This is a genomic window from Qipengyuania thermophila, assembly GCF_004153605.1.
Taxonomy (GTDB): Bacteria; Pseudomonadota; Alphaproteobacteria; order Sphingomonadales; family Sphingomonadaceae; genus Qipengyuania_B; species Qipengyuania_B thermophila.
In genome coordinates this window covers 92,924-119,319 of record NZ_SDSI01000003.1, presented here as the reverse complement: position 1 = coordinate 119,319, position 26,396 = coordinate 92,924, and the positions used below count along the sequence as shown (strand labels likewise).

The window sequence follows — 26,396 nt, the reverse complement described above, 5'->3', positions numbered from 1 at the left end:
CCTCCGGCAATCCCGGGGCGGTTCAGATCGCGCCGCGCGACGCGCTCTGAGCACTTTAGGGAAGCCTGGAGAAAACAATGGAGTAACTATCTCTCTTGTCGCACCGAGCGCCCAGAAAACGATGGGGCTAACGACAAACACAACGTCTGAACTTGGTAAATTGATCGGAAGGAGCACGCAATCTATAACTCTGCGCAGCGATCTTATCGATGCCTCTGCTCGTCGGAACGGTCAATCAAGCAGTGTGGTAGGCGCTGTAGCTTTGGGACATGAAGCTACTCATGTTACGCAATTTAGGAGCAATTGGCCCGGCACTCTTATTGACTGGGAAGTCATGGCCTATTCGGAGGATCTGAGCATAGGCCGTGCATTGGGGTGGGATCAAAATCCTGTTCGCAGCGGAGCGGATTATCTTATCGGAAGGGCGTCTCGATCATGCTACATGAGTCCAGACACGAACCCGCGAGAATGCGATAACTGGATTTCCGAATGGATTAACAGAAGATGACAGGCGCGAACCTCTTCAGACAAGTCAGCTTAGTGGGCGTAATGGCCAGCTTAGCAAGCTCATGTATAGCCGACCAAAAGAACAAAGGTATGTGCGCGAATGAGTTTAGCATACAAAAAGAAGGATATTTTGAAGTCGACTTAGCGCTGCTCCTGCCTAGTGATTTGAGAAGCGAGAATGCTATTTTTTTTAGCCTAAGGTGTAACGAAGCTCTTACAAAAGTTATAGTTTCTGATGATACTGTGGTTAACATACGAGATAATGAAAAGATAAGAAAATATAAGCACGTTTCCGGCAATAACATAGTGTTAGCTAGCTTTGAAGTGTACTCAAATTCAAGTGAGAAGGAATCGTCTGCTTTTGTGATGCGGGTTAACAGAAATGTCTCTGTAGAACATTTTCCAGACTGGATAGGGATAAAGCGATAGTATAGCGTCAAGACACTTAGGGATTTGCGGGGCAGCTATGCTTTGATGAGACATGCAGGCCAGCCAACAGGCTCACTTAGTTCGTTGCGGCAAGTTCGGCCGCGTTCGCCTATGATCCTAAAGGCGACTGCACGCCTGACGGTTTGCTCAGCTTCGTTGCAATGCGTAGAGTCGGCAAGTATCGGGCTGCGGCAGGACACCAAACTGAATTATGATCTGTTTGGTCGCCTGCACAAGACCAGCGGCGAAGTGGCGGGCACGCTGCGGCTGTATCATGTGCGAGAACCAAAAATTTCTCCAGCAGGTTCAACGAGCCTTTGTGCTTCCATCTTCACTTGCCATTCGTCTCAAAAGATGGAGGATGGTAAGGTAGGGGAAGGAGGTTAGCTTGTCTGACGGGTTGCGCCACGACGCCCTTTTCGTCTCCCTCACGCGCCCGCAAATGTTCGCTGGCGTCACCTACTCCTTCTTCGTGATCAACGCCGTGATCGCCGTCGAGCTGTTCCTGGTATTCGGCAGCTTGTGGGCGCTGCTCGCCGCGGTGCTCGTCCACGGCATGGGCGTGCTCATCCACCTCGAGGAGCCGCGCATCGTCGATCTGTGGCTCACCCGCGTGCGGCACTGCCCACGTGTCAAGAACCATGCCTTGTGGCGATGCAACTCCTACCGCGCCTGACCGCCGATTCCAAGGTGATGGCGCGCGAGATCTCTGCCGGCGAGCACCTGCCGTATGCGCGGCACCTCGACAGCAACACTGTCCAGCTGCGCGATGGCCGCCTCATGCAGACCATCCGCCTGGGCGGCCTCCTGTTCGAGACCGCCGACAGCGAGGAGCTGAACTACCGCGCATCCCTTCGCGACGCGATGCTGCGCAGCGTCGGCTCCTCGCGCTATGCGTTGTGGCACCATGTGGTGCGCCGCCGCGCCGAACATGCGCTTGGCGCCGACTACCCGGATGCGTTCTCGGCCAAGCTCGATGCGCGCTGGAGCGCTCGGCTTGAGAGCCGTCAGCTTTACGTCAACGACCTGTTCGTCACGCTGCTCCGCCGCCCCTTGCAGGGCCGCGTCGGCACGGCCGAGCGGGTGCGCCGCTTCTTCGGGCGTGCTGGCGACGCGCAAGCTCAGTCGTTGGCGGGCGAGCTGCGCGCCCTCGACAACGCCCGCGAGGCGCTGGTCGCCTCCTTGGGCGCGTACCGCCCGCATCTTCTCTCCACTTACGAGGACAACGGCGCGACCTACTCCGAGCCGCTGGCGTTCCTCGGCTGGCTGTACAACGGCACCATGCGGCCCATGGCGCTGCCGCATGGCGATCTCGGCCACCACGTGCCTGCGCGCCGCGTCAGCTTCGGGCGCAACGCGGTGGAGCTCGCGCCAATGGGACGCGAGCCGCGCCGCTTCCAGGCGCTCGTCTCGATCAAGGATTACCCCAACCGCACGATGCCCGGCATGTTCGATGAGCTCTACCGGCTGCCGTTTGAGCTGACCGTTACCCAGAGTTTCGCGTTCGTCGAGCGCGCGCGGGCGCTCTCCTCCATGAACCTGGCGCTGCGCCGTATGCGCGCCGCGGAAGACGAGGCCGTCTCCTTGCGCGATGAGCTCGGCATTGCCAAGGACGAGGTCGCCGCAGGACGCGCAGGGTTCGGCGAGCACCACACGACCATCGCCATCCACGCCGATGATTTGGCGAGCCTCGACGCCGGCGTCGCCGAGGTGATCGCGCTGCTGGCGGATCTGGGCATCACAGCCGTGCGCGAGGACATTGCGCTGGAGCCTGCCTATTGGGCGCAGTTCCCTGGCAACTTCCGCTACATCGCGCGCCGGGGCCTTGTCTCGACCACCAACTTCGCCGGACTCGCGAGCCTGCACAACTTTCCTGTCGGCAAGCGCCAAGGCAACCACTGGGGCGATGCGGTGAGCCTGCTCGAGACCACGGCCGCCGGTCCCTACTTCTTCAACTTCCACCAGAACGATTTGGGTAACTTCACCATCATCGGACCTTCGGGCTCGGGCAAGACGGTGGTCTTGAACTTCCTGCTGGCGCAGGCGCGGAAGTTTGCTCCGCGCATCGTGTTCTTCGACAAGGATCGCGGCGCCGAGCTGTTCATCCGCGCGATCGGCGGCACCTACGATCGCTTGCGCCCCGGCGCCCGATCGGGGCTCAACCCGCTGCAGCTCGAGGACACGCCTGCCAATCGGCAGTTCCTGGTCGAGTGGCTGGAGCTTCTTGCCGGAGGCTTGAGCCCGGCGGAAGCCGAAGCGGTACAGGACGCGCTCCAAGCCAACTTTCTCCAATCTTTAGCGCGCCGGCGCCTCTGCCACCTGGTGGAGCTTTTCCGCGGCGGCGACCGGCCGCGCAGTGACGATCTTTACGCCCGCCTCAAGCCCTGGTGGGGCCAAGGCAACCGCGCCTGGCTGTTCGACAACCCGGAAGACACGACGGACCTTTCAGAGATGACCGTCGGGTTCGACATGACCGCGCTGCTCGACGACCCGCCTGCGCGCACGCCTGCGCTCCTCTACTTCTTCCATCGGGTCGAGCAGCGCCTCGACGGCTCGCCCGCCATCATCGTGGTCGACGAGGGTTGGAAGGCGCTGGACGACGAGGTGTTCGTGCGCCGCATCAAGGATTGGGAGAAGACCATCCGCAAGCGGAACGGCATCGTCGGGTTTGCCACGCAAAGCGCGGCCGATGCGCTGCAGTCCAAGATTGCCTCGGCCATCATCGAGCAAGCCGCGACGCAGATCTTCATGATCAATCCTAAGGCGAGGCCTGAGGACTACATGGACGGCTTTGGCCTGTCGGCGCACGAGTTCGAGCTGGTGCGCACCTTGCCGGACGCCTCGCACTGCTTCCTCATCCGCCACGGCAAGGACGGCGTCGTGGCACGCCTTGACCTGTCGGGGGAGCGCGAACTGCTGACCATCCTGTCGGGCCGCGAGAGCACCGTGCGCCTCTACGACGAGCTCGTCGGCGAGACCGGCGAGGAGCCCGCCGACTGGATCGGCTCGCTTCTCGAGCGCGCCGCCTGATGGCGTGTCCGCAGGTCATCACGGGTGAGCGGTTCCTCCTCCGCGCGATCGAACATATCGACTGCCAGGCACGCAGCCTTGGCTCCTATGGCTATGCCTCGCTAAGTGAGCCAGGCTCGCTCGCCACCAGCGTCATCGCTGCGTTGCTTACACTGTTTGTGGCCCTCTACGGCCTGCGCCTTCTGTTTGGCTCGCCACCTGGTGCGCGTGACACAGTGCTCGATGTGGCGACCATCGGCATCGTCTTGACGCTGGCGTTCTCCTGGCCCGCGTTCCGCACGCTCCTCTACGACGTCGTGCTCGATGGACCTGGTCAGATCGCCGCGCAGCTGACCACACCCGAGCTTGTCGGCCAAGACCCAAGCTTCGCCGGCCGCCTGCAGGGCGTTGACGATGCATTGGTGCGGCTCACCGCCTTGAGCACGGGGCGCAACACCGGCCAGTTCATCGATGAGGCGTCCGGCTCGAGCTTCACCGGCACGGCCGTGGAAGACGACAGCGGCTTCGGTTATGCACGGGTGTTCTGGCTCTCGGGCGCAATTGGCACGCTGCTCGCGCTGCGGGTACTTGCCGGGTTCCTGCTGGCGATCGCACCTCTAGCGGCCGCCATGCTGTTCTTCGCCGCCACGCGCGGCCTGTTCGCCGGATGGCTGCGCGGCCTCGTCTTCGCGCTGGTCGGCACCGCTGCGATCAGCATCATGCTGGCGCTCGAACTCGCCGTGCTCGAACCATACCTTGCCGACGCGCTGCGCGTGCGCGGGCTGGGCTATGCCACCCCGTCCGCGCCGACCGAGCTCCTCAGCCTGGCGCTCGCCTTTGCAATCGCCAAGTTCGCCGTGCTGGCGCTGCTGGTCCGCGCCGCATACCACCGGGGCTGGCCGAACCTGCAGGTGTTCCCTTCGGCGGCAACCTTCACAAGGGAGCCAGTGCCGACCGTGCAACCTGCATCGGCGGCTGCCATCGAACTGCCCTCGCGCGCGGCGCGGATCTCGCACAGTGTCGAGAACCGCATGATGCGCGAGGAAGGCGGCACCTATCAACGCAACCTGTACCGGCTTGGCAGCCCCCGCGATGCGAAGGGCGCAGCCCCGGGCACCACCGGGCCCGCTAGCGTGCCGAGCAGCGAACGGCTTGGGCAGCCTGCGCGCCGGGCGAGCTATCGCGGCTCGCAGACGGCCACGTCACGCGATGGCCGGCGATGAACATGCCCGAGAGCTTCCAAGCCGACGACCGGGTGGAGGTCGCCGACAGCTGGAGCCGTAGCGTCACGGCCGATCTCGAGCGCTCGCGTCGTGTTGCCTGGATCGTCGCCAGCATCGCTGCCGCGATCGCGTTGCTGCTGGCGGGCGCGCTCGTGCTGCTCCTGCCGCTGAAGACCACCGTGCCCTACACCCTGCTGGTCGACCGCCAGACCGGCTTTGTGGAAGCTCTGGAGCCGCTCGAGGCGCAGAGGATCGCGCCCGACGCCGCGCTCACCCGCTCGTTCTTGGTCCAATATGTGACCGCACGCGAGAGCTTCGATGCGGCCGATCTCCAGCGCGACTACCGTCGGACCGCGCTCCTGTCCGCCGGAGAGGCGCGCACCCGCTACCTGGCAACCATGCGCTCAGGCGCGCCCGGCAATCCGCTGTCCTATCTGCCACCCGGCAGCGAGGTCGCGGTTGCGGTGCGCAGCGTGTCCTCGCTCGGTGCCAATCGCTCGCTGGTGCGGTTTACCACCACCCGCACCGACCGCTCGGGCGCGGCGGTGCTGGAGGAGCACTGGGCGGCGGTGATAGACTGGCGCTACTCGGACGCGGAGATGAGCGCGGACGACCGGCTCCTTAATCCGTTGGGCTTCCAAGTCACGCGCTATCGCAAGGACCCCGAGACGCTGCCAGAAGTGGTGCGGGGCGTCGCCGCCGACGCAGCGGGTCCGCCTCTATCGACGCCGGCTTCGGTACGGCGCCAGGTGCCGGGACAAGCGCCATGAACTCCGCGCCCCATACCGCCGCTGATCTGGCTAAGCCGACGGAGTGGGCCTCGTCGAGCGGCCAAACAGGTATCACTGCCCTCGCCGCTGTCCTGCTGATGGCGGGTTGCGCCGGCGGCCGCGCAAATCCACCCAGCGGGATCCTGGGCGCTCCTGCTCCTGCTCTCGATCCGTTCGCCACCGCCGCCATGCCGCTTCCTCCGCAGCCGGCGCTGCCACAGGCCCGGCTTTACCGCCTGAGCGGCGATGGCGCGGTGCGCCCGCTGCGGGTCACCGACGACGGCGTGCGCACTACGGTCGCGTTCGCGCCCGAACAGGCGCTCCCGGCGGTGTTTGCGATCGGCCCGACCGGCGAGGAGCTGGTCGTCAACGGCTACATGCGCGGGGACGCCTATGTGATTGACCGCATCCACGACCAACTTGTGTTTCGCATCGACCGCGCGCGGGCGACCGCGCGCAGGTTGCCCGACGCCGCGCCTGCGCCATGAGTACGGCCGCTCCGCCCGCGGCAGCACCGCCGGACGACGACGTCATGCCGCTGGTGGCGACTCCCCCATCGCGCGACGTCGGTCTCTACGTCTTCCTGGCGGTGTTGCTCACCGGCGGCACCGGCCTGTTCGCGCTTCTCGCTAGCAACCGTGAGGATGCTGGTGCGCCGGCGAAGCGCACGGTCACCACGGGCGAGCGGATTGTGTCGCCGCCGCCCCTCAGCGTTCCCGAAGAGTACGCCCGCTATGCGCGCTCTGACCTCCCGCCCGTGCGCGAGCCATACCCGTCTAGGCTCTATCCCGCACCGGCGAACGCGCCGGCCGCCTTTGTTCCGCCCGAGCGGCCGAGCACCGCGGCGCGCGCACCCGCGCCCGCAGTGTTTCCTCCTTCGGGCCAACCAGCATACACGCCTCCGCCCACCTACTACCCGGAACCCATCCGCAACGATGTGGCCGAGCGCAGCCCCGCCGCACCTACGCCGCCTGAGGATCCCGACCGCGTGCTTGCGCGACCTTTCGCCAACCCGTCGCTCACCATTCCCAAAGGCACGGTCATTCCCGCCGTGCTCGAGACCGCGCTTGACAGCACCCGCCCCGGAGCCGTGCGCGCGCTGGTGCAGCACGATGTGCGCGGGTTCGATGGCGCACGTGTGCTCGTGCCGCGCGGCTCTCGCCTCTATGGCGTCTATGACGCCGCGCTCGAGCGGGGCCAGAAGCGCGCGCTGGTCACCTGGGAGCGGCTGATGCGTCCTGATGGGGTGATGATCGCGCTCGCCAGCCCCGCCTCCGATCCCTTGGGCCGCGCTGGGGTGACAGGCAAGATCGACAGCAAATTCCTCGCCCGGTTCGGCAACGCCATCCTCCAGTCCGCGCTCGATCTGGGTGTCGGTGTCGCAACAGCCGCTGTTACAAACGGGATTATCGTCGCCCTGCCCGGAGCGGGGCGGGCGCAAGCGCCGCAGGTGACGGACAACCGGCAGATCCAGCCCACCTTGCGCGTGCGCCACGGCACCAGTGTGTCCGTGTTCGTGGCCAAGGACCTCGATTTCTCGAGCGTCGAGGGCTGAGAGGCCCTGTGAACACCGGCACCTACCTCGACAGCTTCCTGGCTCCGCTCGCGCCCTATCTGGCGCAGGCCGACATCACCGACATCTGGATCAACCGTCCGGGCGAGGTATGGGTCGAGCGGCTTGGTGGCGGCGTTGCGCGGCATGAGGAGCTTGGCCTAGACGAAGCGCTCCTCGCGCGGCTTGCCCGGCAGATCGCGTCTCTCTCCTCACAAGGGATCAGCCGGGAGGCGCCGCTGCTCGCTGCAAGCTTGCCCGATGGGGCACGGGTGCAGGTGGTGGGGCCGCCCGCGACGCGCGGCGGGCACGCGTTCGCTATCCGCCGGCATGTGACCTCTGACCTCAGGCTCCGCGACTGGGAAGAAGCAGGTGCGTTCGACTCCCTTGCAGCGGGCGCGCTAACCCTGAAGGACGAACGCCCGTTCTGCGCACTCGGAGCTGAGCACGCGGCGGAGGCTCTCCGGACGGCGGTACGCGCCCGCGCGAACATCTTGGTGGCCGGCGGCACCTCGAGCGGCAAGACGACGTTCCTGACCGCACTTCTTGGCGAGATCCCGCGGGCCGAGCGCCTGATCCTCATTGAGGACACCGAGGAACTGCGGCTCGTTCACCCCAATGCGGTCGGCCTCATCGCGGCGCGCGGGCACTTGGCGGAGGCGCAAATTACAGCCGAGGACTTGCTGATCGCGGCCTTGCGTATGCGGCCTGACCGGATCATCTTGGGCGAGCTGCGCGGTAGTGAGGCGTTCACGTTCTTGCGTTCCGTAAACACTGGGCACCCTGGCTCTATGACCACCATCCATGCGGACACGCCCGCCCGAGCGGTCGAACAGTTGGCGCTGCTGGTGCTGCAGACCGGTTCGCGCCTGTCGCGTGAGGATGTGCGGCACTATGTTCAGGCGAGCATCGACGTGTTCGTGCAATTGGAGCGACGTGATGGCCGCCGGCGCGTGGCACAGGTGATGGTGCGGGAATAAGGAGGCGTGATGTACTCACCGTTCGCAGCGCGGGAGCCGGAGCCGCTCCAGGCTTCGGCCGGGTGGCTGACAGCGACGCTGCTGGGTGAGTTGGCAGTGGGGCTGTGCATCATCGCTGTGGCGGTGATTGGCTTATCCATGCTGAGCGGGCGACTGCCCCTCTGGCGCGGCGCGGCAGTGATTTTGGGCTGCTTCGTCCTGCTCGGTGCGCCGGCGATCGCGGCCGCTTTTCTGGCCATGGGCGAGACAGCACGAGGGAGCGGAGTCCTTTCTGCTGAAAGGGGCGTCTCGAGCGCTGCTGCGCGGGAAGCGCTTGCGCCCTCCACCTACGATCCATATGCGGGCGCCTCGCTGCGCGATGATAGGTAAAGGGCAGTTTACAAGTACTGGTTAAGTTCACTTGGGGAGGAGATTTTTGGGTCGCGACTGTGAGGGAAACCTTCACGAGACGTCCGGCCCCTTTAGGGTATCGACCAGGGCTCATTGTTTCAGACCTATTCGCCCTCCAACCCGCTCGGATCGACGTTGTTCACCGGGTCGTTTGCGGCGTAGCGGTACAGGTTGGTGCCATCGCCATAGCCAATGGGATCGGTCTGCAGGAACCGGCCAAGGGTGGGAGGAAGCGCAGCTGTGGCGCAGCCACAATACATGCGGGCCTTGTAGTGGTAGATGGTAACCGCTGTTCCGGCGCCACATTGCGGCGTTGACGCGTAGCGCCGATCTTCCGCGCCCTGATCGTGAGGGGTGCTGGTGGTATGATGATGACAGGTGACGATCCTACCACCAAGGTTGTCCAGCGGTTCGAGGTATTCACGGGCGCAGGTCGCAGGCGTGAGTGGCCGCCGGAGTTGAAGGCGGCGATTGTCGCCGAGAGCTATTCGGGGATGGAGAGCGTCAGCGCTGTAGCGCGGCGGCACGGTCTTGATCCTTCCCAGTTGTTCGGATGGCGCCAGCAGCATCGCAAGGTCATGGAAGCCCAGGCCGCCCCACCGATCACCAAGCCGGACGTGCCAGCATGCTTCGTGCCCGCCGTCGTCGAGCCTGTGTCCGCGAGCGTGATCGCTCCCGGGCCCAAGCGGCGGCGTCAGCAGCGTCGATCGAAGGCGAGCGTGGTTGAGCTGGAGATGGACGGGATCGCAGTGAAGATCGCGCCCGGCGCGGACAAGCGGCTGATCTTGGCAGTGATCGAAGCGCTCAGGGCGACGCGGTGATCGCCCCTGGCGCGGGCACCCGCGTGATGGTCGCGACGCGTCCGGTGGACTTTCGCAAGGGTGCGGATTCCTTGGCCGCGCTGGTTGCCGCCGAGTATGGGGGCAAGCCGTTCTCGGGCGTGATCTACGTGTTTCGGGCGAAGCGGGCAGATCGGGTCAAGCTGGTCTGGTGGGACGGCACCGGCCTGTGCCTGATGGCCAAGAAGCTCGAGCAGGGCAGCTTCAAGTGGCCCGGGATCAGGGACGGCGTGATGCGCTTGACGGCCGCCCAGCTCGGCGCGCTTCTGGAGGGCCTGGATTGGCGCCGGGTCCATGGCGGACGCCGGCCACAGGCACCGCAGATTGCCGGTTGACGGGGACGCGACCGGTTGATTCACTGCTCCCATGCTCATGGCAGCCGACCTTCCCGACGACGTTGACGCGCTGCGCGCGCTCGTCCTCGAGCAGACCCGCAAGCTGGAGAGCGTCGATGCCGAAGTCGAGCGCCTGAGGGCGATCATCGAGGCATTCCAGCGGCATCGTTTTGGCCGCCGTTCCGAGCAGCTCGATCCCGATCAGCTGCTGCTGGGCCTGGAGGATGCCGAGACCGCGCTCGCCGAAGCCGAGGTCGCAAGCGAAGCAAGGGCAGGTCGCGTGCGCGATGAGCGGCCGCGCAAGATCAACCGTGGCGCCTTGCCCGCCCATCTCGAACGGATCGAGCAGGTGGTCGGTGTCGAGGACACGGCCTGCCCTTGCTGCGGTGGCAACCTCCACCAGATCGGCGAGGATGTCTCCGAGCGGCTCGACGTGGTGCCGACCACGTTCCGGGTGCTCGTCACCCGCCGGCCGCGCTATGGCTGCCGCGCTTGCGAGGGTGCGGTGGTCCAGGCGCCGGCGCCGGTGCGTATCGTCGAGGGCGGCATTCCGACCGAGGCGCTCATCGCCCAGGTGCTCGTCGCCAAGTATGCCGATCACTTGCCGCTTTACCGGCAGGCCCAGATCTACGCCCGGCAGGGCGTCCAGCTGGACCGCTCGACACTGGCCGACTGGGTCGGACGCGCGGCATGGTATCTGCGGCCGCTGCGTGACCATATCCTGGAGCGGCTGCGACGATCCGAACGATTATTCGCGGACGAGACGACCGCCCCGGTGCTCGATCCCGGGCGCGGACGCACCAAGACCGGCCAGCTATGGGCCTATGCCCGCGACGATCGGCCATGGGGCGGCATGGATCCGCCGATGGTCGCCTATGTCTATGCCGCCGATCGCAAGGCGGAACGGCCCGATGCCCATCTCGGGGGCTTCGCCGGCATCCTGCAGGTCGACGGCTATGGCGGCTATGTCGCGCTGGGCCGCCGGCGCCAGCAGGTCATGCTCGCCTTTTGTTGGGCGCACGTCCGGCGTAAGTTCTACGAGCTGGTCGATAGCTCGCCGGTCGCGGCCGAGGTGCTGCGCCGGATCGCCTTGCTCTATGCCGTCGAAGAGGACGTGCGCGGATCATCCCCCGAGCAGCGGCGCGCCGCGCGCGCCGCGCGCAGCCGCCCCATCGTGAACGATCTCCACCAGTATCTCGAAGCCCGGCTCCGCCAGCTCAGCGCCAAGAGCCGGCTCGGCGAGGCGATCCGCTATGCGCTCACCCGTTGGGACGGCCTGTCACGCTTCCTCAATGACGGGCGCATCGACCTCGACAACAATGCCGTCGAGCGATCCATCAGGCCGCTCGCGCTCAATCGCAAGAATGCCCTGTTCGCCGGATCCGACGAGGGCGGCGACAACTGGGCCGTGATCGCCACGCTCATCGAGTGCTGCAAGCTCAACGGCGTCAACCCCCACGAATGGCTGACCGGGACCCTCACCAGGCTCGCCAACGGTCACCCCGCCAACAGCGTTGGCGATCTCATGCCCTGGACCGCCGTGGCCTGAAAACAGCGGTTACACTCGACCTGATGAAGGATCAAAAGCAATCTCATTACTGAAACCCCGCCAAGGCCTTCGTAAAACGATGCGGTGGAGTCCAGTTCTATAGCCGGAAGCGAGCAGTAGAGGTCTCGCGCAGCATCGCGAATATCATCGAGCAGTACACTTTGCGGCGATTAGTCCGTGCTTTGTCCAGCTCTTGCTGATCTGATGATCCAAAAAATGAGCAACCATGGAACGATGATGACTGCCCAAATTATCAGAAAACCCAACGTCACCCCGCGATCTTGCGGTGGCGTCAACATGCCTACGAAGGTTCCGCTAAAACCCAACGCCAGAAGGAATGTAGCGATACTAAGCGAGGCCAAGCCCAAGATTGCGAGCCAGCGGAGAAATCGTGTCATTCAATACGCTCCTATCTCCGCCGCCTATGATCACGTTGTGCATCGAGGTAAGGGTCATCCCCAAGCTCTCGAACAAAACGATAATAAACATAAGCCGTTATAACACAGATCGGAGATGAACCTCGACTGGCACAATTTCTGAGCATGTCGTCCCGAAACTTATTGTCGCAGCTTAAGTGGGACATGGATTGATTGCCGTAACAGAAATCATGAGCTCTACACTCATTCGGAAAATACTCAGGGACTAACCCACCATTTCCTGCAGAGCCGCAAAAATCTGGCGGCTTACGATCTTCTCCTGGCTCTTCCCTTTGCGGCTATTAACTTTTTCGCGAAATCAATCTTCTCACTAGAAAAACTATGATTATTACCCACGGCCCAAGAAAGAAAAGTGCGACTCCAATATCCGCTAGCCCCATTGACCCGATATTCTCAAAATCCAACGAAGCTAGGAAATTTTCCCACGAGCCAAGATACAATGCTGCCAAGATATAGACTGGTAACGTAAGACCGGCCCAGGACAGAACAAGAATGGACCAAATGTCGCCGCCCTTCATGGCCTTATTCCGCCTCGTAGGCGCAAACGAGCTGCGTTCTGCGCATTGTCAAAAGCTGCTTTGCCCGGAGTGATGATTCCTGGGATACCCGCCAATGCGCGATAATAAACATATGCCGATAGGGAGCATAGCCACCCACCTCTAATTTTACATTCATCAAGGATATCTTGCCCAAGCTGTTGATCACATTGCTCCTGAGTGTTTCCCAAGGTTCCATAGCAGCGGTCGTGCTTGCGACAGGCTCCTTGAAATGATGTTGCGGACATACCTTCCGGGATGTGCTGTGAGTTTCCTGGCGAGCCGCAAATATCACTGGCTGGCTGCTCATCCTTTTGCGGCCCTGCCGTTGTCCGGCCGCCGCTCACGGCTACTCTGCCACCGCCCCCGCTATTCGACGGCCGCCACACCCACTGTCTGGTGCGAGCGACGATGATCTCGCCGTTGCGGCCGATCCGGCTGGCGCCGCTTCCGATCTCCAGCTCCCAGGAGCCGCCTTGCGTCGCCAAGACATTGGTGGACGAGTACATGGGGGAGGTGCCGCCATTCTCCGGACAGTTCCCCGGAATGCGCGTGCCCGTGCAAACGCCCGACGTCGCCAACCCGCTCGGATCGACGTTGTTCACCGGGTCGTTGGCGGCGTAGCGGTACAGGTTGGTCCCATCGCCATAGCCAATGGGATCGGTCTGCAGGAACCGGCCAAGGGTGGGGGAGTACATGCGGGCCTTGTAGTGATAGATGCCCAGCTCGGGCAACCACACCTGGCCAGTGTAGCCGAACCGGCCCAGATGGCCGGCCCCGGGAATGCCATACTCCTCATACGTGTTGGCGGCGAGCACCTGGCCCCAGCCATCGGTCACCGCCTGCACCGACCCCAGCTCGTCCGCCACCAGATACCGCCTAGCCCCCTCGCCCAGACCCGGACCCTCGAACCACACCTGCGGATCATCCACCCCCGCGCGGCCCCCATGCACATACCGCCTCAACAGGGCGCCCGCCGCATCGGTCTCGGCCACCAGCTCCTCGCCATCGTGAAGGAACCGGGTCACCCCGCCCGCAGCCGTGTTCACCTCCCACAACCGGCCCAAGGGATCGTAGACCAGCCCCACCGCACCCCCGGCGCCGCCGCTGCGATGCACCAGCCGGTTCTCCGCGTCATAGGCGAAGCGGTACGTCCCGTCCGAGGTGAGATTGCCGTTGGCATCATGGGTGAAGGTCGCCGGACCCGCGGCGGTGACCTGGTTGAGGCCGTTGGCCTGGTAGTGACGCTCCAGCGAGGCCGCACCACGCCAGGTGAACGCCGCGTTCCACTGCGTGCGCGTGACGATCTGCCCGGCCATGTTGCGCACAAAAGAAGACGCAGTGTCGTGGGCCGACCCGACAAAGCCATGCTCGATCCGCTGCAGCCGGTCGGCCTTGTCATAGCCAAACGACGACGCGTTCTCCCACCAGCCCAGACCACCCACATGCGCACGGTGGCGCGAGGTCAAGGTGTGGCCCTCGTGATGATAATCGTGCGTCAGGTAAGACACATCGTTCAGCAAAGACACGTGAAAGCGCCCCAGCACATCGTAATGATAAGAAACGTAGTTGCCGTCGGGGTAGAACAGTTGCCAACGGTCGCCGGTGGCATAGTAGGTCGCGGCGAGCCGCAGAATCGCCCCGTTACGCGTTGACGTCTCGCGTGTCTTGCGCCCGAACGCGTCGTGAACAAAACCGATGCCATCGCGCCATTCTTCCGGACCATCGAACCGCGCAAAGGCAAGGTTGCCGAGCAGATCGTGCCCGAAGAACACATCTCGGGTGTGCGCCGGATGCAGGTCGGCGCGCTCTGGCACCACCTTGTGCACCAGTCGCCCCAGATTGTCATAGGCGTAGGTGATCGTATCGCCCGCGCGCGTCCGGTGCGCGACCACATGCCCGGCAGCATCGTAGGTCGCGCTCTCGAAATCGCCCGCGCTCACCACACCCGGCGTTGCCGGGTCGGGGTAACGAATGCGCCAGTTGCGATCAAAGGGGTCGTAGTCGAAGGCGGTTCGGTTCTCCCGTGCATCCGCCATCCAAGCAACCGTGCCGTTGGGGTTGTGGGCGAACTCGGCCGTTTTTTGCTGCAGCACCGTGCCCCAGCCCGACCAAACCTGCGCGACCTCGTCACGCGCGGTGTACACCCGCCGCTCGATCCGGTCGGGCCCATGGGGACCTGGCACACCCTGCTCGCACGCGTCCGCCGGCACGCCGTGGTGCACGTTGTGAGCGTTCATGCGCAGCGCCGTGCAAATTAGGCGTCCTGCGGCATCGTAGCCATACTGAACAAGCGAGAACTGGTTGATGGTGCCCGCTTCCAGATGGCGTTGTCGCAAGACGCGGCCGCGCGCATCGAACTCGGTCACCGTTTCGTGTTGCGGGGCAAAGCTCAACCAGTCGCTGTCGTTCGCACCGGGCAAAGCACCATGCTCGCGGCGCGCGACCTGCCCATCGGCATTGTAGGTGATGCGCTCAGCGCGGCGCGCGAAATTCCCCCAACTGAACGGCCGGGGATGAGCGATACCGACGACTTGGCCAGCAGCATCATGCCGGTAAACCGTGGTGTCGTCGCTGCCAGCAAGCGGGCCGTCAAGAGAACGGACATCCCCCAACCAGTTGTAGGCCAGATCGATGCGCTGAACACCGCCACCATCCCCTTGGCGCTGAACGATCGTGACCGGCTGCGTACCCGGCGCCACGGCGGTGTTGTAGGCAAAAGCCGTCACAAGTTCGTCAACCGACCCACTGCACGTGGCCGCGGTGCGGCACCGGGCTATGGACAACGGCTTGATCACCGGCGTTGACGCGTGAACCCACACGCCCGGTGCACTTTGGTAGCGGGCGGACACGGCGGTGTATCCGAACACGGTTGTGGGGCGCTGGCCATCGGCTGCAGCGGGTTCTTCAATCCGATCGATGAGCCCGGTTGCCTGGTTCCAGTGGTAGGTTGTCACCTGGCCGCGAGCATCGGTGGTTGTGTGTGGCCGATCACAGACCACTGCGTTCTCGCAGGTGCCCAGCGCCGTGTTCGTCAGGGCGGGATAGCTCGCTCGGGTCGTGATGGTGCCTTGGCCGCCCTTGCCTATCTGGTCCACTTGAGTCACGCGGCCACGCGCGTCTCGGGCAATCAGCGTCCGATCTCCCTCGGGCCGGGTGACTTGGGTCAACAACCCGCCAGCATCAAAGCCGTATTCAGTCACATTGCCCAGCGCGTCCTGCTGGCGACGTACGACGCCCAGCGCCGGGTCGGCCAGGCTGGTCACGGTGCGGCCTAGAGCATCGGTCGCCTGCGAGGTGAGCATCCCGCCGCCATCAACGCTCCAACTGTACTGGCGCTGATATGTGCCTGGCTGCGTGATTGTGCTGACCCGGGAGTGCGGATCATAGTCGATCCGCACTCCGTCACTCGTTTCGCTGGGGCGCCTGATGCCTCGCAGGCGATTGGCCCCATCGGTGCTGAAGCGGGCGGCACGGCCCAGAACATCGGTGACCGTCTCAACACGCTCTAACCCTTCAACATGCGTGCCATAGGCCAGGAACGGCCATTGCAGTGACAGCGAGCAGGCGTCGGCATTCGGCGCACAAGCTTCCTCGGCATTGTTGATCGCTGTAACCCGAATGATCCGGTACCATTCATCGGCCTGGCTCGACGACCCAGGTGTGCTGCTCGCATAGGTGAACTTGAGCTGATAACCCGTGTTGGTGTTCACCGACAACAGCCGGGTGGTGAACAGCGTCAAATACTCCGTGCCGTTCCAGATCGGCATCTCGTACGAGCCCGAGCCGTAGGTCAGCGTGGTGACGAACCCGTCAGGACGGGTGATGCGAGTGCCGACCGCCAGGACCGCTTCGTAGTAACTTTCGCCGTTGGCGACCGGCGCCTTGTCGAATCGATAGACTGCTCCCGACGCGTCGATGTAGGTGTAGCTTTGCGCATCTTCGCTCAATGATCCGCGTTCGCCATTTGTGGGCACAAACGAAGAGCCCTGCTTGCGGAACACATGCGCCGAGCCGCCCAACTGCACCCGACGCATTTCGCTGCCGTTTTGCACGAACCGCGCGACCGACAGGATGTAGTTGTGGCGCCAGCCGTTGCCGACCCGCGTACGGGTGTGAACAAGGCCATTGTCGCCCCCGATCGCCACGCTGGATGAGGGCACCACGACCCGGCCGCTTGACAAGTCAACGCCGTGCTCATCGAGCGGAAGACGGACAGGCGGCGGGTCCAGCGTCACTGATTGCGCGACGGCCGGCGCGCTGGACAAGGCTGGCGGCATCACCGCGGTTCCGAGCAGCAGCCACCACCTTCTTGTCATCGCCTCGCCCCCCAAGCTGCGCAATCAGACCACCGCGCTATCGATCCTTGCGCCCTTGCTGACCCCGCCACGAACCTGCGATCAGTTCCGCGCTGCCGCACAGCAGCGCCGGACGAACCCCGAGCGCGCGTTCCAGCTGATTTTGCACAGCCTCATTCCCGCTGCGGGCCAAGGAGCAAACCTCGTCGCGATATGCTGCCAGGTTTTGCTCTCGTGCCGCTGGCACGGCACCGCATGGGACCTGCCGAAAGCCCGCGGCCTCCAACTGTGCTGAGTCGTGCTGCGCCACCACAACCACAAGCGGCTTACCTCGCGACGCTCGCGCAGCTTGTGGAGCGGCGCGCAATTGCCCCCGCATACATACTGCGGCGGCATCAGGATCGGGCGCGGCTGCGTCGCCGTTGCCGAGCTGCCCCATTTGCGCCTGCGCAGGCGCCCCGATCACCAAGCTCAGAGCGCAGATCCACAGCGGGACGCACGGTCGGCGCAAATTGTCCTGTGATTTCATGCTACACTCCCATTGCTCTTGCGTTACTGCAGGGAGCCTCCGTCTCTCCTGGGCGCTTGCAACTGAATCTCACATCGGGTCAACCATCCCGCCACACGACATCGAATGCACGATCAAAGTGCCCGTGGCTGTCGCAGAAGCTGTGTCTTGCACCACATATGTAAAACTCGTCAAATCGCCTGCTGGACCCAAATACGCCACCACCGCGCTACTCGACACAACATGGGCCGTGGCGCCCCCATCGCCATTGCTGCTGATGCTTACCAGCGTTGGCAAATTGGGCGCATCTTCGGCGTCATAGTCATTCGCGGTCACATTGATGGTGGCGCTCGCATTGCACTCGCCAGCGAATTGATCAAGTTGCGTGACAGGCGGCGTATTGCCGGGCGGCGCTGGTGGGGGAGGCGGAGGAGAAGGCGGAGGAGGCGACGGCGGAGCAACATTAGGCGGCACCTGACAAATAACTGGCGTGCCGCTTATTTCGGCGCGAACATGGAGCCGATTTCCGTTTTGATCATAACACCACGAACGAGTGTCGTTCTGCACTTGGCCACCTTGCCCTTGACTGCTGGTGAGCCGACCAAGTGCATCATAGCCATAGATGATTACCTGCTGAGAGGCCGCGCCTGTTGGCACAACGATGCTTGCACATGCAGCTGCGGCGAACAAATGCATCCGCATCAAAAGGCTCCAGCAGGCTAGCTAAATACATGTTGCAACAGCTATGCGCGCTTTGTCAATTGCGTTAACCTTTTAACGCACCGCGGCGAAGAAGCACTTCATCGGGCACTTGTGATCAGAACACAATTCACTGGCTTCTGACGCAGCGCCCATGCAACCAGCCGAAGTTCTACGTTGCAGCATGAGGGTCAACGGCGACCGTAGTCCAGAGAGAAATGATCGTTTGAGGTGAGAGGCGTGTCGATCAAGAGCCGCAATACGCCTCGACCGCGATCCCGGATTCGCCTAGCTCAGCCTCAAGATGCGCAAGCGAGCGATAGCCGAGCCGTTGCGCCACAGTCTTCATAATTGTATTGGCGACCTTGTACTCCGCCTTGCCGGGCGAGGGCAAGTTCAGCTGCGCCCTCAGCGTGTCAGCTTTGGCAGCGTAGTGTTTCGTAGATTCTTCCAATTCGCGGCGCGAGATTTTGCGTATTACTGCAAGAAGCGTCGCCGCGTTCCCGCAAGTCTGCCATCTAAGAGGCAGCATGACATCGTAACAAATCCACAAACAGTCAAAGATGTTTATCTGCATGCAGCGTGCCTTGGACGGGCGCTTCAGCCACAACGCTGAGCGAACGAACAACGCGTCGCGCTCTGCCCGCATCCACTCGAACAGCGGCACGTCGCGCTCGCTTATCGGCCCACGAATACGGCACCGTTGTGCACCATCATCGAACACGAAATCATCCGGATGCGGCCAGACGATCTTCGGCTCCAAGCCGTGCTGTGCGGCGCTTTGGTAAATTGTCACCATGGCGGCGTGCCACTCCTGGTGATCTTTATACAGGTCCGCGCGCCGCGCCTTTGCTTCCTGCGCCAGCTTTGCATCGTACTCGTCAAGTTCACGGGCCTGGCGGTACATGTCGCGCTGGGCTTGCGCGTTGCCGATCATGGCGTTGCGCGATTGCGCGCGCAGCTGGATCTCCCGCACCGTCAGTTCGCGGGTGACGCCGTTCTCGGTCACCTTGACCTTTCGCCCAAGCTCAGCTCGCAACGCTTCCAGCGTTGGGTTCTCCGAGATCGCAATGGACGCCGGCGTCTTCTTCGGCCGGCCTTTGGGATTGCCGGACTTGCCCTTCTTAAACTGACTCCAGCGTGGCGGCTTCCCATAACCGGGTCGATTGCGAAAACACCGAAGGCCTGCGGAACTGGCTGCTGGAGCTGAGGCCGGGCGGAATCGAATGGTGGTCGCGCCGGGATGCTGCGCCGGTGGCGCCGGTCGAGCAGGACCCCGCCGAACTTCGGCGCGAGCGGCTTCGCCGGCTTGTTCGCGAGCAGGCAACCGGGCTGTCCGAGCGTGGCCGGGAGCTCCTCGCGCACGTTATCGATTTCCACCGCCGCGCGAAGAAGCGGGCGGCTCAATCATCCCTGGGTGGCCGATCGACACGGACGTTCTCGAAGGCGCCGTTCTGAGGGTCGCTGAGTATCTGGCAACCGGCGACAACGAGCTGACGCGCGAGCTCCGGGCATCCGGAGTGCCGGTGAGCGATCGATACCAGGCGACCGTGGATCTTATCGAGCGAGCCCCGCCCCGCTTGAGGGAATGGCCCGGCGGCAATCTAGTCCGCGAGAGCGAGACCCTGCCCGCAGGGTCGAGAGGCACTACGGCGATCTCGACGATGCGTACGAAGCGGATGGCTTTGCGGCCATCCTGGAGGATCTCGCCTACTCCGCCGAAGATAACGCCGCGGGCAAGCCGAACACCTCGAAGATCCAGATTGAAGGTGACCCGTACAAGAGCCTGGCATCATACCGGTCGGCGCTCTCCGTCTATCGCCAGTTCCGCGAGAACGGCGCCGGGCCGAGCGCCGGGCAGTCACAGGCCGACCGAATCCGCGCATTCGTGCTGAAGAAGATCATCGAACCTGCCCGCCGTGCGGGCGAGAGCCGCTTTGTCGTCCGCGCGGGCGACGTTCACAAGCAAATGGGTTTGCAGGACGCCATGCCGGCCGTTTGCAGCGCCGTCGGCGGCACGAAGTTCCAGGCCCTGGCGGGTGTTCGGTTGGTGCGGCGCGAGGGGCCGGAGAACAGCTCGACCACCGAATTCACCTTCGAAACGGTTTCGAGCGGGAGCTTCGACGTTTCCCGCGCCGAGGCGATCCTGCGCGGGCGCTATGGCGATCCTGACGTCGACAGCCAGAAGATGGTTTCGTTCACGCTCGCGGACGGGCGGGCGGTCGCGCTCCAGAAAGACATCTCCAAGGTCCAGCTATGGTTTGAAGACGACGAACGGGCCGGCGCGCCGCCGGCACAGGAAGTGGACTCATATGCGGCCGATAAGGGCCGTCATTCCAATCTGCCCGGCCGTCTTAGCCATGCTCCGCCCTCCGATCTTCGCAACGCCGGATTTCCGAAGCCGGTCCTCAGCGTCCGCGCAGCGAACGACGGAGAACTGCTCAAGGTTCTCGACTGGTATGATGGCCAAGGAAGCGGTCTCAACCGCGAAGCGCTCGAGAGGCTCAAGGCCGTGTTTCTTGGTCGATACCCCGATTTCGAGCCGGAGGGGTTCACAGCCAGCAGCGGCGGCTATTTTGAAGAGGAGCGACGCTACAAGGACGCGCTTCTGGCGCGGGCCCAGGAGGCGCTTCGTAAGGAGCCGCCGCTCGATGATGAGGCGCTCGGCGCGGCCTTTCTCGACCTGCTGACGGGGCCGGAGTCCGGGTTGCTCGGCTGGCGCACCGACGCCCGGATCAAGAACCTTCGCACGGCGCACCCCGGCGTTCTAGAGCGGCAGGCGGGGCAGCTCGCAAGGTCGTCAGGCGACCTCGCTGACGCGGTAGCCGCTTTCGTCAACGAGACTTGGCCAGTTCTCAAGGAAGGCCAGGAGAAGAACCTTCCGTACAGCGAAAGCCGCAACATCCCGACGATGATTGCGGCCTTCGCGCGCCCCGCTGAAGCGTACGGGATCAACACGGATCCGGTGATGAAGACCGCTCGCGCGCTCCTCGGCAAGCCGGTCCTGACCTACAACCCGCTCAGCGCGGACGAGTATCGCAACGTGCTCGACCTGATGGGCGCCATTCGCGACGTGATGGATCGTGAATGGGGCTGGAAGCCGCGCGACCTTTGGGACGTCCAGGGCTTCATCTGGGCAGTAAATCGGGCTGAAAACCCTCAACTGGACAACGCCGCGAGCACGGGCTCCGGCGGGGGAGTGACTGTGACCAGACCGACCAACCTCATTCTTTACGGGCCGCCCGGCACCGGGAAGACCTTCGCGACGGCCGAGGAGGCGGTGCGGCTTTGCGACGGGGCTGTTCCCGACAGCAGGGAAGATCTCAAGGCGCGCTACGACGCATTGATGGAAGCGGGGCAGATTGGCTTCGTCACCTTCCACCAGTCCTACGCCTATGAGGATTTCGTGGAAGGCCTCCGGCCGGCAACGGGCGACGAGGACGGCTATGACAGCCAAGCGGACGGATTCAGGCTCGAGCCCCGCAAGGGCGTCTTCCGCGAGATCTCGGCGCTCGCCGAGCAGGCGCGCAAAAGCGCCGGGCGCTCGGGCGGCTATGACCTCGGAAATCGCCAGTTCTTCAAGATGTCGCTCGGCCGGGCCGGCGCCGAGGATCATATCTACGATGCCGCGATAGAGGGCGGTTACATCGTGCTCGGATGGGGCGGAGAGGTCGACTGGTCCGATCCGCGCTACGAGGACTACCAAGCGGTTTTCGACAAGTGGAACGAGATCGAACCCGGCACCAAAGGCAACAGCGGCAATATCTCCCAGGTCTGGCGATTCCGCGGCAGCATGCGCGAGGGCGACATTGTCATCGTATCGGAAGGGAATTCGCACTTCCGGGCGATCGGCGAGATCACCGGACCCTATTATTACGAGCCGACCGGCGAGCGGACCTACAATCATCGCCGGTCGGTGCGTTGGCTTCTCGTCCTGGACGAGGCGCTGCCGATCGACACGATCTACGACGGCGCGCTGACGATGCAATCGTGCTACCTGCTCAAGGAGGCGAAGGTCAAAAAGGAGGCTCTTTCCCGCCTCCTTCCCAGCGACACGCCGGCTGTTCCTTGGGCCCCCGACCAGTTCGTGCTCATCATCGACGAGATCAACCGCGCCAACATCTCGAAGGTGTTCGGCGAGCTGATCACGCTCATCGAGCCCGACAAACGCCTTGGCGAAAGCAACGAGCTTCGGCTCAAGCTACCCTATTCCGGCGACACGTTCGGCGTGCCGGCGAACCTGCACATCGTCGGCACGATGAATACGGCAGACCGGTCCATCGCGCTTCTGGACACGGCACTGAGGCGGCGCTTCCGCTTCAAGGAGCTGATGCCGAACCCTGACCTGGTGTCCGACGATGTCGAGGGTATCAACGTGAGACGTCTCCTCCAGGCCCTGAATGATCGCATCGAGTATCTTTTCGATCGCGAGCACCAGATCGGCCACGCCTACTTCCTTGGCTGTGCGACCAAGGAGGGAGTCGATGAGGTGATGCGGGCAAAGGTGATCCCGCTGCTCGCGGAATATTTCTACGAAAACTGGGAGCGGGTCCGGCAGGCGCTCGGGGAAATCGAAGACGATGGCGGCTTCATCGTCCGCCGGAAGCTTGCCCCGCTCGCTGCGGGTGAAGGCGACTACGTGAACGAGCGGTGGCGGTACACCGTCCGCGACACGTTCAGCCATGAAGCCTACCGGCAGCTGACGGGATGATCCGCCGAAGCGTCCGCGAGTGGGATTATATCCCGATCGAGGAGCCCGGCCCAGGTTCCTTCAGCAGGGCGGCCGCGGACCGCGTCGTCGAATGCGCGGCCGCCGTTCGGTCGGCCGGCCTCGATGGCGAGCGCATCCTGGTCAACCATCCAAAGAAGCTGCGCGCCCAGCAGGTCGTCGGCGTCATCGCTGCCGATGACGTGACGCTTGAGATCCTCCCAAAGATCGACGGCAACGAAAGCGACGCAGCCGCGCGTCGAAGCCTAGTCCACATGCTCGCGGTCGTGCTCGATCTTGACATCGTCGAGGGCGCCCTGACGGATCTCGGATGGCAGCGGGACGACCTGCTCGAAATCCTGATCCGGCTGTTCTGCGACCGTCTGTTCGAGGCGCTCCACCGCGGTCTTCCCCGCCGCTACGTGCCGCATGAAGATGACCTCGCGGCCCTCCGGGGCAGGTTGGACGTCAAGCGGCAATTCACAGTGCTTGCAGCCAGTCCGCAGCGATTGGCGTGCCGCTATGACGAGCTGAGCGCCGATATCGCCCTCAACCAGATCATGAAAGCAGCGGTGATGAAACTCGCCAAGGTTGCGAGGGCGCCGGAGAACCAGCGGCGACTGGCGGAGCTTAGCTTTGCCTTCGCCGACATCACCGCGCTGCCCGTCAAAGCCCTTCCGTGGCACCAGGTCGTTATCGACCGAACCAACCGCTCGTGGGCGCAACTACTTTCCTTGGCTAAGCTGCTTCTCGGCGACCGCTTCCAGACGACGAGCAGTGGTGACGTTAGGGGCTTCTCCCTCCTCTTCGAGATGAACAAGCTGTTCGAGGAGTTCGTCGGACGGAGCCTTGCTCGCGCCCTGTCTGGAACGGGCTTTGAGGTCCGCCTGCAGGGTCCCCGGGGCTATGCCTTAGCTGACTTGCACTCAGGCCAAAACCGCTTCGCGACGAAGCCGGACATCACAATAGCCAGCCGAGGCGCCCCGGTGCTCGTCATCGACACCAAGTGGAAACGCCTCAAGGGGGCCATCGACGATCCAAAGTACGGTGTCGGCCAGGCCGACGTCTACCAGATGATGGCCTATGCCCACGTCTACCAGTGCGCACGGCTGCTGCTCCTCTACCCGCACCACGGAGGCTTGGGGTCTGAGGCCGCCGGGCTGACCTGCGTGCATCGGATCAACGGGACCGACGACAGCAGGATCGGCGTCGCGACACTGTCCCTCTCCAATCCCAAGGCGGCGGTCGGGCAATTGAGGGACCTGCTTTCAATCGATGATCTGCGCCTTCACCCGACGGAGTCCGTAGCCGCCTAGCAGCGAAAGGAGAGGGAGCGGTTTGGCCATTGGGTCATCGAGTCCGGGATATTGCTCCCGGATGTTCGACCCGAGCTCCCGGCAATGATCGGTGCGGCATCCGGAATTGGTAACAAGCGGCCGCAGGGGCAGCTCAACAGAGATATGCAAGCTGTCTCCCACCATCCGCCGCGATCACCCGCTCCCATGCACCTGCTGAGTTGCCTCGATGAAAGCCTCGGCAAAACCCGTCCGGACGGGTCGCCAGGTGTTCACAGGAGATTGGCAAGAAGGTGCGCGGGCGCTATTTGATCGCCGCCCGGTCTCTCTGCCCCCGGACGTTGCCGGGAGCGTCTGATTCTGAATGGATTCACGGACACTTTGTGAAAGTGTGGGCGTAAATGTGGGCGTAAAGTTTCGCGTAGTGAAGAAGTCTTGCAATTTCAACGCCGTGGCTTAGACGTTCGAATCCCTCCGTCCCGCCACTCCTGATCCATCGCGGCGCCTGCCGATCGTCTTCAGACCCGAACTGCGCGCGCCTCCCGATGGGGCAACGGCCTTGCGCGGCGTGGGCGCTTCAAGCGTGATCCACGGCGTCCAGGATGGCGCGGCCATACGCCGTCTTTTTCAGCTGCTCCCCCCGGGAGCGCGCCGCATCGGCGCTGATCCAGCCCTGCTGGAAGGCGATTTCCTCGAGGCAGGCGATCTGGACCCCCTGGCGGTGCTGGATGGTGCGCACGAATTCGCTCGCCTCGAGCAGCGAGTCATGGGTTCCCGTGTCCAGCCACGCGTATCCGCGGCCCATCTGCTCCACATGAAGCTCACCCCGCTCCATGTAGATGGCGTTGAGATCCGTGATCTCGTACTCGCCGCGGGCGGACGGTTTCAGCGTGCGCGCGAAGTCCACCACCCGGTTGTCGTAGAAGTAGAGCCCGGTGACCGCACAGTTCGAGCGGGGTTTGGCCGGCTTCTCTTCCAGGCTGACGGCCCGGCCGTCCGGCCCGAGCTCGACCACGCCATACCGCTCCGGGTCCTCCACGCGGTAGCTGAACACGGTGGCGCCGACTTCGCGCTGGCGGGCCGACGCCAGAAGGTCGACCAGATGAGCGCCGAAGAAGATGTTGTCGCCAAGCACGAGCGCGACCCGCTCGTTGCCGATGAAATCGGCACCGATGGTGAACGCCTGCGCCAGACCGTCCGGTTGCGGCTGTTCGGCGTAGGACATGGCCAGTCCCCACGCGGAGCCGTCCGCGAACATGCGCCGGTAATTGTCGAGAAACTCCGGCGACGAGATGATCAGCACCTCGCGGATGCCGGCCAGCATCAGCACCGAGAGCGGATAGTAGATCATCGGCTTGTCGTAGACCGGCAGCAACTGCTTGTTCATCGCCAGCGTCGCCGGGTGCAGCCGCGTTCCCGATCCCCCGGCAAGAATGATGCCTTTCACCTTGGCTCTCCAATCAGTTCGTCGAGAATGGCGTCGATCCCGCTCTGCCATGGCCGTGGCGCGATCCCGTAATCCGAGGCGATCTTCCGCGTCGACAGCAGCGAGTTGGCCGGACGGCGGGCCGGCGTGGGGTAGTCTGCCGTGGTCGTGGCGCGCAGAACCGGCTGCGGCCGTCCGCGCGCGGCGGCCCCGGCAAAGATGTGCTCGGCAAGACCGTGCCAGGTCGTGCTGCCCGAATTGGCGAAATGATAGGTGCCGGACGGCGCCGACCCGTCGGTGGCGAGGCGCACGGCCATCGCGGCGAGAGCGGCGGCAAGGTCGGCGGCCGCCGTGGGGCTGCCGCGCTGATCGGCCACGACGGCCAGCTCCCTTCCTTCGCCGGCGAGACGCAGCATCGTCTTGAGAAAGTTCGACCCGTGGGCGCTCACCACCCAGGCCGTGCGGACGATGGCGTGGCGAACTCCGGACGCGCGCACCGCCAGCTCGCCTCCAAGCTTCGAGGCTCCATACACGCCGAGCGGGCCGACGGGATCGTCTTCGCACCAGGCTTCCTGCTTGGTGCCGTCGAAGACGTAGTCGGTCGACACCTGCACGAGAGGTATGGCGCGGTCGCGGCAAAGCTGCGCCAGCGCCTCAGGCCCCAAGGCGTTCACGGCCCAGGCCGTCGCCGGGTCGCCTTCAGCCGCGTCCACGGCCGTGTACGCGCCGGCGTTGATCACCGCCGCCCACGGCTGTCCTGTCACCAGCCGATGCAGCGCCGCGGCATCGGTGAGGTCGGCCTCTGCACGGGAGAGCACGGCCGGTCGAAACCCTTCGGGCCAGTCGAGACGCGCAAGCTCGTGGCCGACCTGGCCCGTGCCACCGGTGACGAGGATCGGCCGCATG

Annotated in this window: 21 protein-coding genes and 1 pseudogene; 15 read left to right on the top strand and 7 right to left on the bottom strand. The window is 63.9% G+C overall.

What is annotated here, in order from left to right; translation table 11 throughout:
- The first annotated feature begins 504 nt into the window (after positions 1 to 504).
- The 9 genes from ETO60_RS08935 to ETO60_RS08895 all read left to right on the top strand — a co-directional run bounded on the left by ETO60_RS08935 (position 505) and on the right by ETO60_RS08895 (position 8,839).
- Entirely contained in the window at positions 505 to 936 is a 432-nt protein-coding gene (locus ETO60_RS08935; RefSeq protein ID WP_130004880.1) for a hypothetical protein, read from the top strand.
- 442 nt (positions 937 to 1,378) lie between these two features.
- Complete coding sequence (locus tag ETO60_RS08930) at positions 1,379 to 1,612, top strand: type IV secretion system protein VirB3 (protein WP_234026414.1); 234 nt, start codon at positions 1,379 to 1,381, stop codon at positions 1,610 to 1,612.
- The gene (locus ETO60_RS08925; RefSeq protein WP_130004902.1) at positions 1,591 to 3,966 is read left to right on the top strand and encodes a VirB4 family type IV secretion/conjugal transfer ATPase; all 2,376 of its coding nucleotides are present in this window, start codon (positions 1,591 to 1,593) and stop codon (positions 3,964 to 3,966) included. The genes ETO60_RS08930 and ETO60_RS08925 overlap by 22 nt, the downstream gene beginning before the upstream one ends.
- The gene (locus ETO60_RS08920; protein ID WP_130004878.1) at positions 3,966 to 5,168 is read left to right on the top strand and encodes a type IV secretion system protein; all 1,203 of its coding nucleotides are present in this window, start codon (positions 3,966 to 3,968) and stop codon (positions 5,166 to 5,168) included. The genes ETO60_RS08925 and ETO60_RS08920 overlap by 1 nt, the downstream gene beginning before the upstream one ends.
- Positions 5,165 to 5,938 (top strand): virB8 family protein, encoded by a 774-nt coding sequence (locus ETO60_RS08915; protein WP_130004876.1) that lies wholly within the window; start codon positions 5,165 to 5,167, stop codon positions 5,936 to 5,938. The genes ETO60_RS08920 and ETO60_RS08915 overlap by 4 nt, the downstream gene beginning before the upstream one ends.
- Positions 5,935 to 6,426, top strand: a complete 492-nt coding sequence (locus ETO60_RS08910; RefSeq protein WP_130004874.1) for a TrbG/VirB9 family P-type conjugative transfer protein — start codon at positions 5,935 to 5,937, stop codon at positions 6,424 to 6,426. The genes ETO60_RS08915 and ETO60_RS08910 overlap by 4 nt, the downstream gene beginning before the upstream one ends.
- A complete protein-coding gene (locus ETO60_RS08905) occupies positions 6,423 to 7,493 on the top strand; it encodes a TrbI/VirB10 family protein (RefSeq protein ID WP_234026410.1) in 1,071 nt (356 codons plus the stop codon). The genes ETO60_RS08910 and ETO60_RS08905 overlap by 4 nt, the downstream gene beginning before the upstream one ends.
- An 8-nt stretch (positions 7,494 to 7,501) precedes the next feature.
- Positions 7,502 to 8,470, top strand: a complete 969-nt coding sequence (gene virB11, locus ETO60_RS08900; RefSeq protein ID WP_130004873.1) for a P-type DNA transfer ATPase VirB11 — start codon at positions 7,502 to 7,504, stop codon at positions 8,468 to 8,470.
- A gap of 9 nt (positions 8,471 to 8,479) precedes the next feature.
- Positions 8,480 to 8,839 (top strand): TrbC/VirB2 family protein, encoded by a 360-nt coding sequence (locus ETO60_RS08895; protein WP_130004871.1) that lies wholly within the window; start codon positions 8,480 to 8,482, stop codon positions 8,837 to 8,839.
- A 125-nt stretch (positions 8,840 to 8,964) separates the two neighbouring features.
- On the opposite strand, the gene ETO60_RS08890 is transcribed toward ETO60_RS08895, so the two are convergent.
- Positions 8,965 to 9,141, bottom strand: coding sequence for an RHS repeat-associated core domain-containing protein (locus tag ETO60_RS08890; RefSeq protein ID WP_255416996.1), 177 nt, complete (start codon positions 9,139 to 9,141; stop codon positions 8,965 to 8,967).
- A gap of 84 nt (positions 9,142 to 9,225) precedes the next feature.
- On the opposite strand from ETO60_RS08890, the gene tnpA reads away from it, so the two are divergent.
- From tnpA to tnpC, 3 genes are read left to right on the top strand one after another with little or no spacing between them, the layout of a single operon-like run.
- Positions 9,226 to 9,681 carry an IS66-like element accessory protein TnpA gene (tnpA, locus tag ETO60_RS08885; protein WP_130004867.1) on the top strand — a complete coding sequence of 152 codons (456 nt, stop codon included), beginning with the start codon at positions 9,226 to 9,228 and terminating at the stop codon, positions 9,679 to 9,681.
- On the top strand, positions 9,678 to 10,034 hold the full coding sequence (gene tnpB / locus ETO60_RS08880) for an IS66 family insertion sequence element accessory protein TnpB (protein ID WP_130004865.1): 357 nt from the start codon (positions 9,678 to 9,680) through the stop codon (positions 10,032 to 10,034). Before tnpA ends, tnpB begins: the two co-directional genes overlap by 4 nt.
- 31 nt (positions 10,035 to 10,065) lie before the next feature.
- Complete coding sequence (tnpC, locus tag ETO60_RS08875) at positions 10,066 to 11,583, top strand: IS66 family transposase (protein WP_130004863.1); 1,518 nt, start codon at positions 10,066 to 10,068, stop codon at positions 11,581 to 11,583.
- A gap of 409 nt (positions 11,584 to 11,992) precedes the next feature.
- Here tnpC and ETO60_RS11515 read toward each other — a convergent pair.
- The 4 genes and pseudogenes from ETO60_RS11515 to ETO60_RS08855 form a co-directional block, all read right to left on the bottom strand.
- Positions 11,993 to 12,205: pseudogene (locus ETO60_RS11515) on the bottom strand (phospholipase A2); the annotation flags it as partial.
- 329 nt (positions 12,206 to 12,534) lie between these two features.
- Positions 12,535 to 16,875 (bottom strand): RHS repeat-associated core domain-containing protein, encoded by a 4,341-nt coding sequence (locus tag ETO60_RS08865; protein WP_130004861.1) that lies wholly within the window; start codon positions 16,873 to 16,875, stop codon positions 12,535 to 12,537.
- Positions 16,876 to 17,452: 577 nt separating this feature from the next.
- On the bottom strand, positions 17,453 to 18,064 hold the full coding sequence (locus ETO60_RS08860; RefSeq protein ID WP_130004859.1) for an Ig-like domain-containing protein: 612 nt from the start codon (positions 18,062 to 18,064) through the stop codon (positions 17,453 to 17,455).
- Between the two features lie 244 nt (positions 18,065 to 18,308).
- Entirely contained in the window at positions 18,309 to 19,289 is a 981-nt protein-coding gene (locus ETO60_RS08855; RefSeq protein ID WP_234026413.1) for a DUF5681 domain-containing protein, read from the bottom strand.
- On the opposite strand from ETO60_RS08855, the gene ETO60_RS08850 reads away from it, so the two are divergent.
- The 3 genes from ETO60_RS08850 (at position 19,202) to ETO60_RS08840 (ending at position 24,085) form a co-directional block, all read left to right on the top strand.
- On the top strand, positions 19,202 to 19,519 hold the full coding sequence (locus tag ETO60_RS08850; RefSeq protein WP_130004855.1) for a hypothetical protein: 318 nt from the start codon (positions 19,202 to 19,204) through the stop codon (positions 19,517 to 19,519). The two genes, ETO60_RS08855 and ETO60_RS08850, sit on opposite strands and share 88 nt — an antisense overlap.
- 130 nt (positions 19,520 to 19,649) lie before the next feature.
- Complete coding sequence (locus ETO60_RS08845) at positions 19,650 to 22,772, top strand: AAA family ATPase (RefSeq protein ID WP_130004853.1); 3,123 nt, start codon at positions 19,650 to 19,652, stop codon at positions 22,770 to 22,772.
- On the top strand, positions 22,769 to 24,085 hold the full coding sequence (locus ETO60_RS08840; protein ID WP_130004851.1) for an McrC family protein: 1,317 nt from the start codon (positions 22,769 to 22,771) through the stop codon (positions 24,083 to 24,085). Before ETO60_RS08845 ends, ETO60_RS08840 begins: the two co-directional genes overlap by 4 nt.
- Before the next feature lie 556 nt (positions 24,086 to 24,641).
- Here the strand turns inward: ETO60_RS08840 and rfbA are convergent.
- Both rfbA and rfbD read right to left on the bottom strand, forming a co-directional pair.
- Positions 24,642 to 25,511: a glucose-1-phosphate thymidylyltransferase RfbA gene (gene rfbA, locus ETO60_RS08835; protein WP_130004849.1), complete on the bottom strand. Its 870-nt coding sequence runs from the start codon at positions 25,509 to 25,511 to the stop codon at positions 24,642 to 24,644.
- Positions 25,508 to 26,395, bottom strand: a complete 888-nt coding sequence (rfbD, locus tag ETO60_RS08830; protein ID WP_130004847.1) for a dTDP-4-dehydrorhamnose reductase — start codon at positions 26,393 to 26,395, stop codon at positions 25,508 to 25,510. The genes rfbA and rfbD overlap by 4 nt, the downstream gene beginning before the upstream one ends.
- Between the last annotated feature and the right edge of the window lies 1 nt (position 26,396).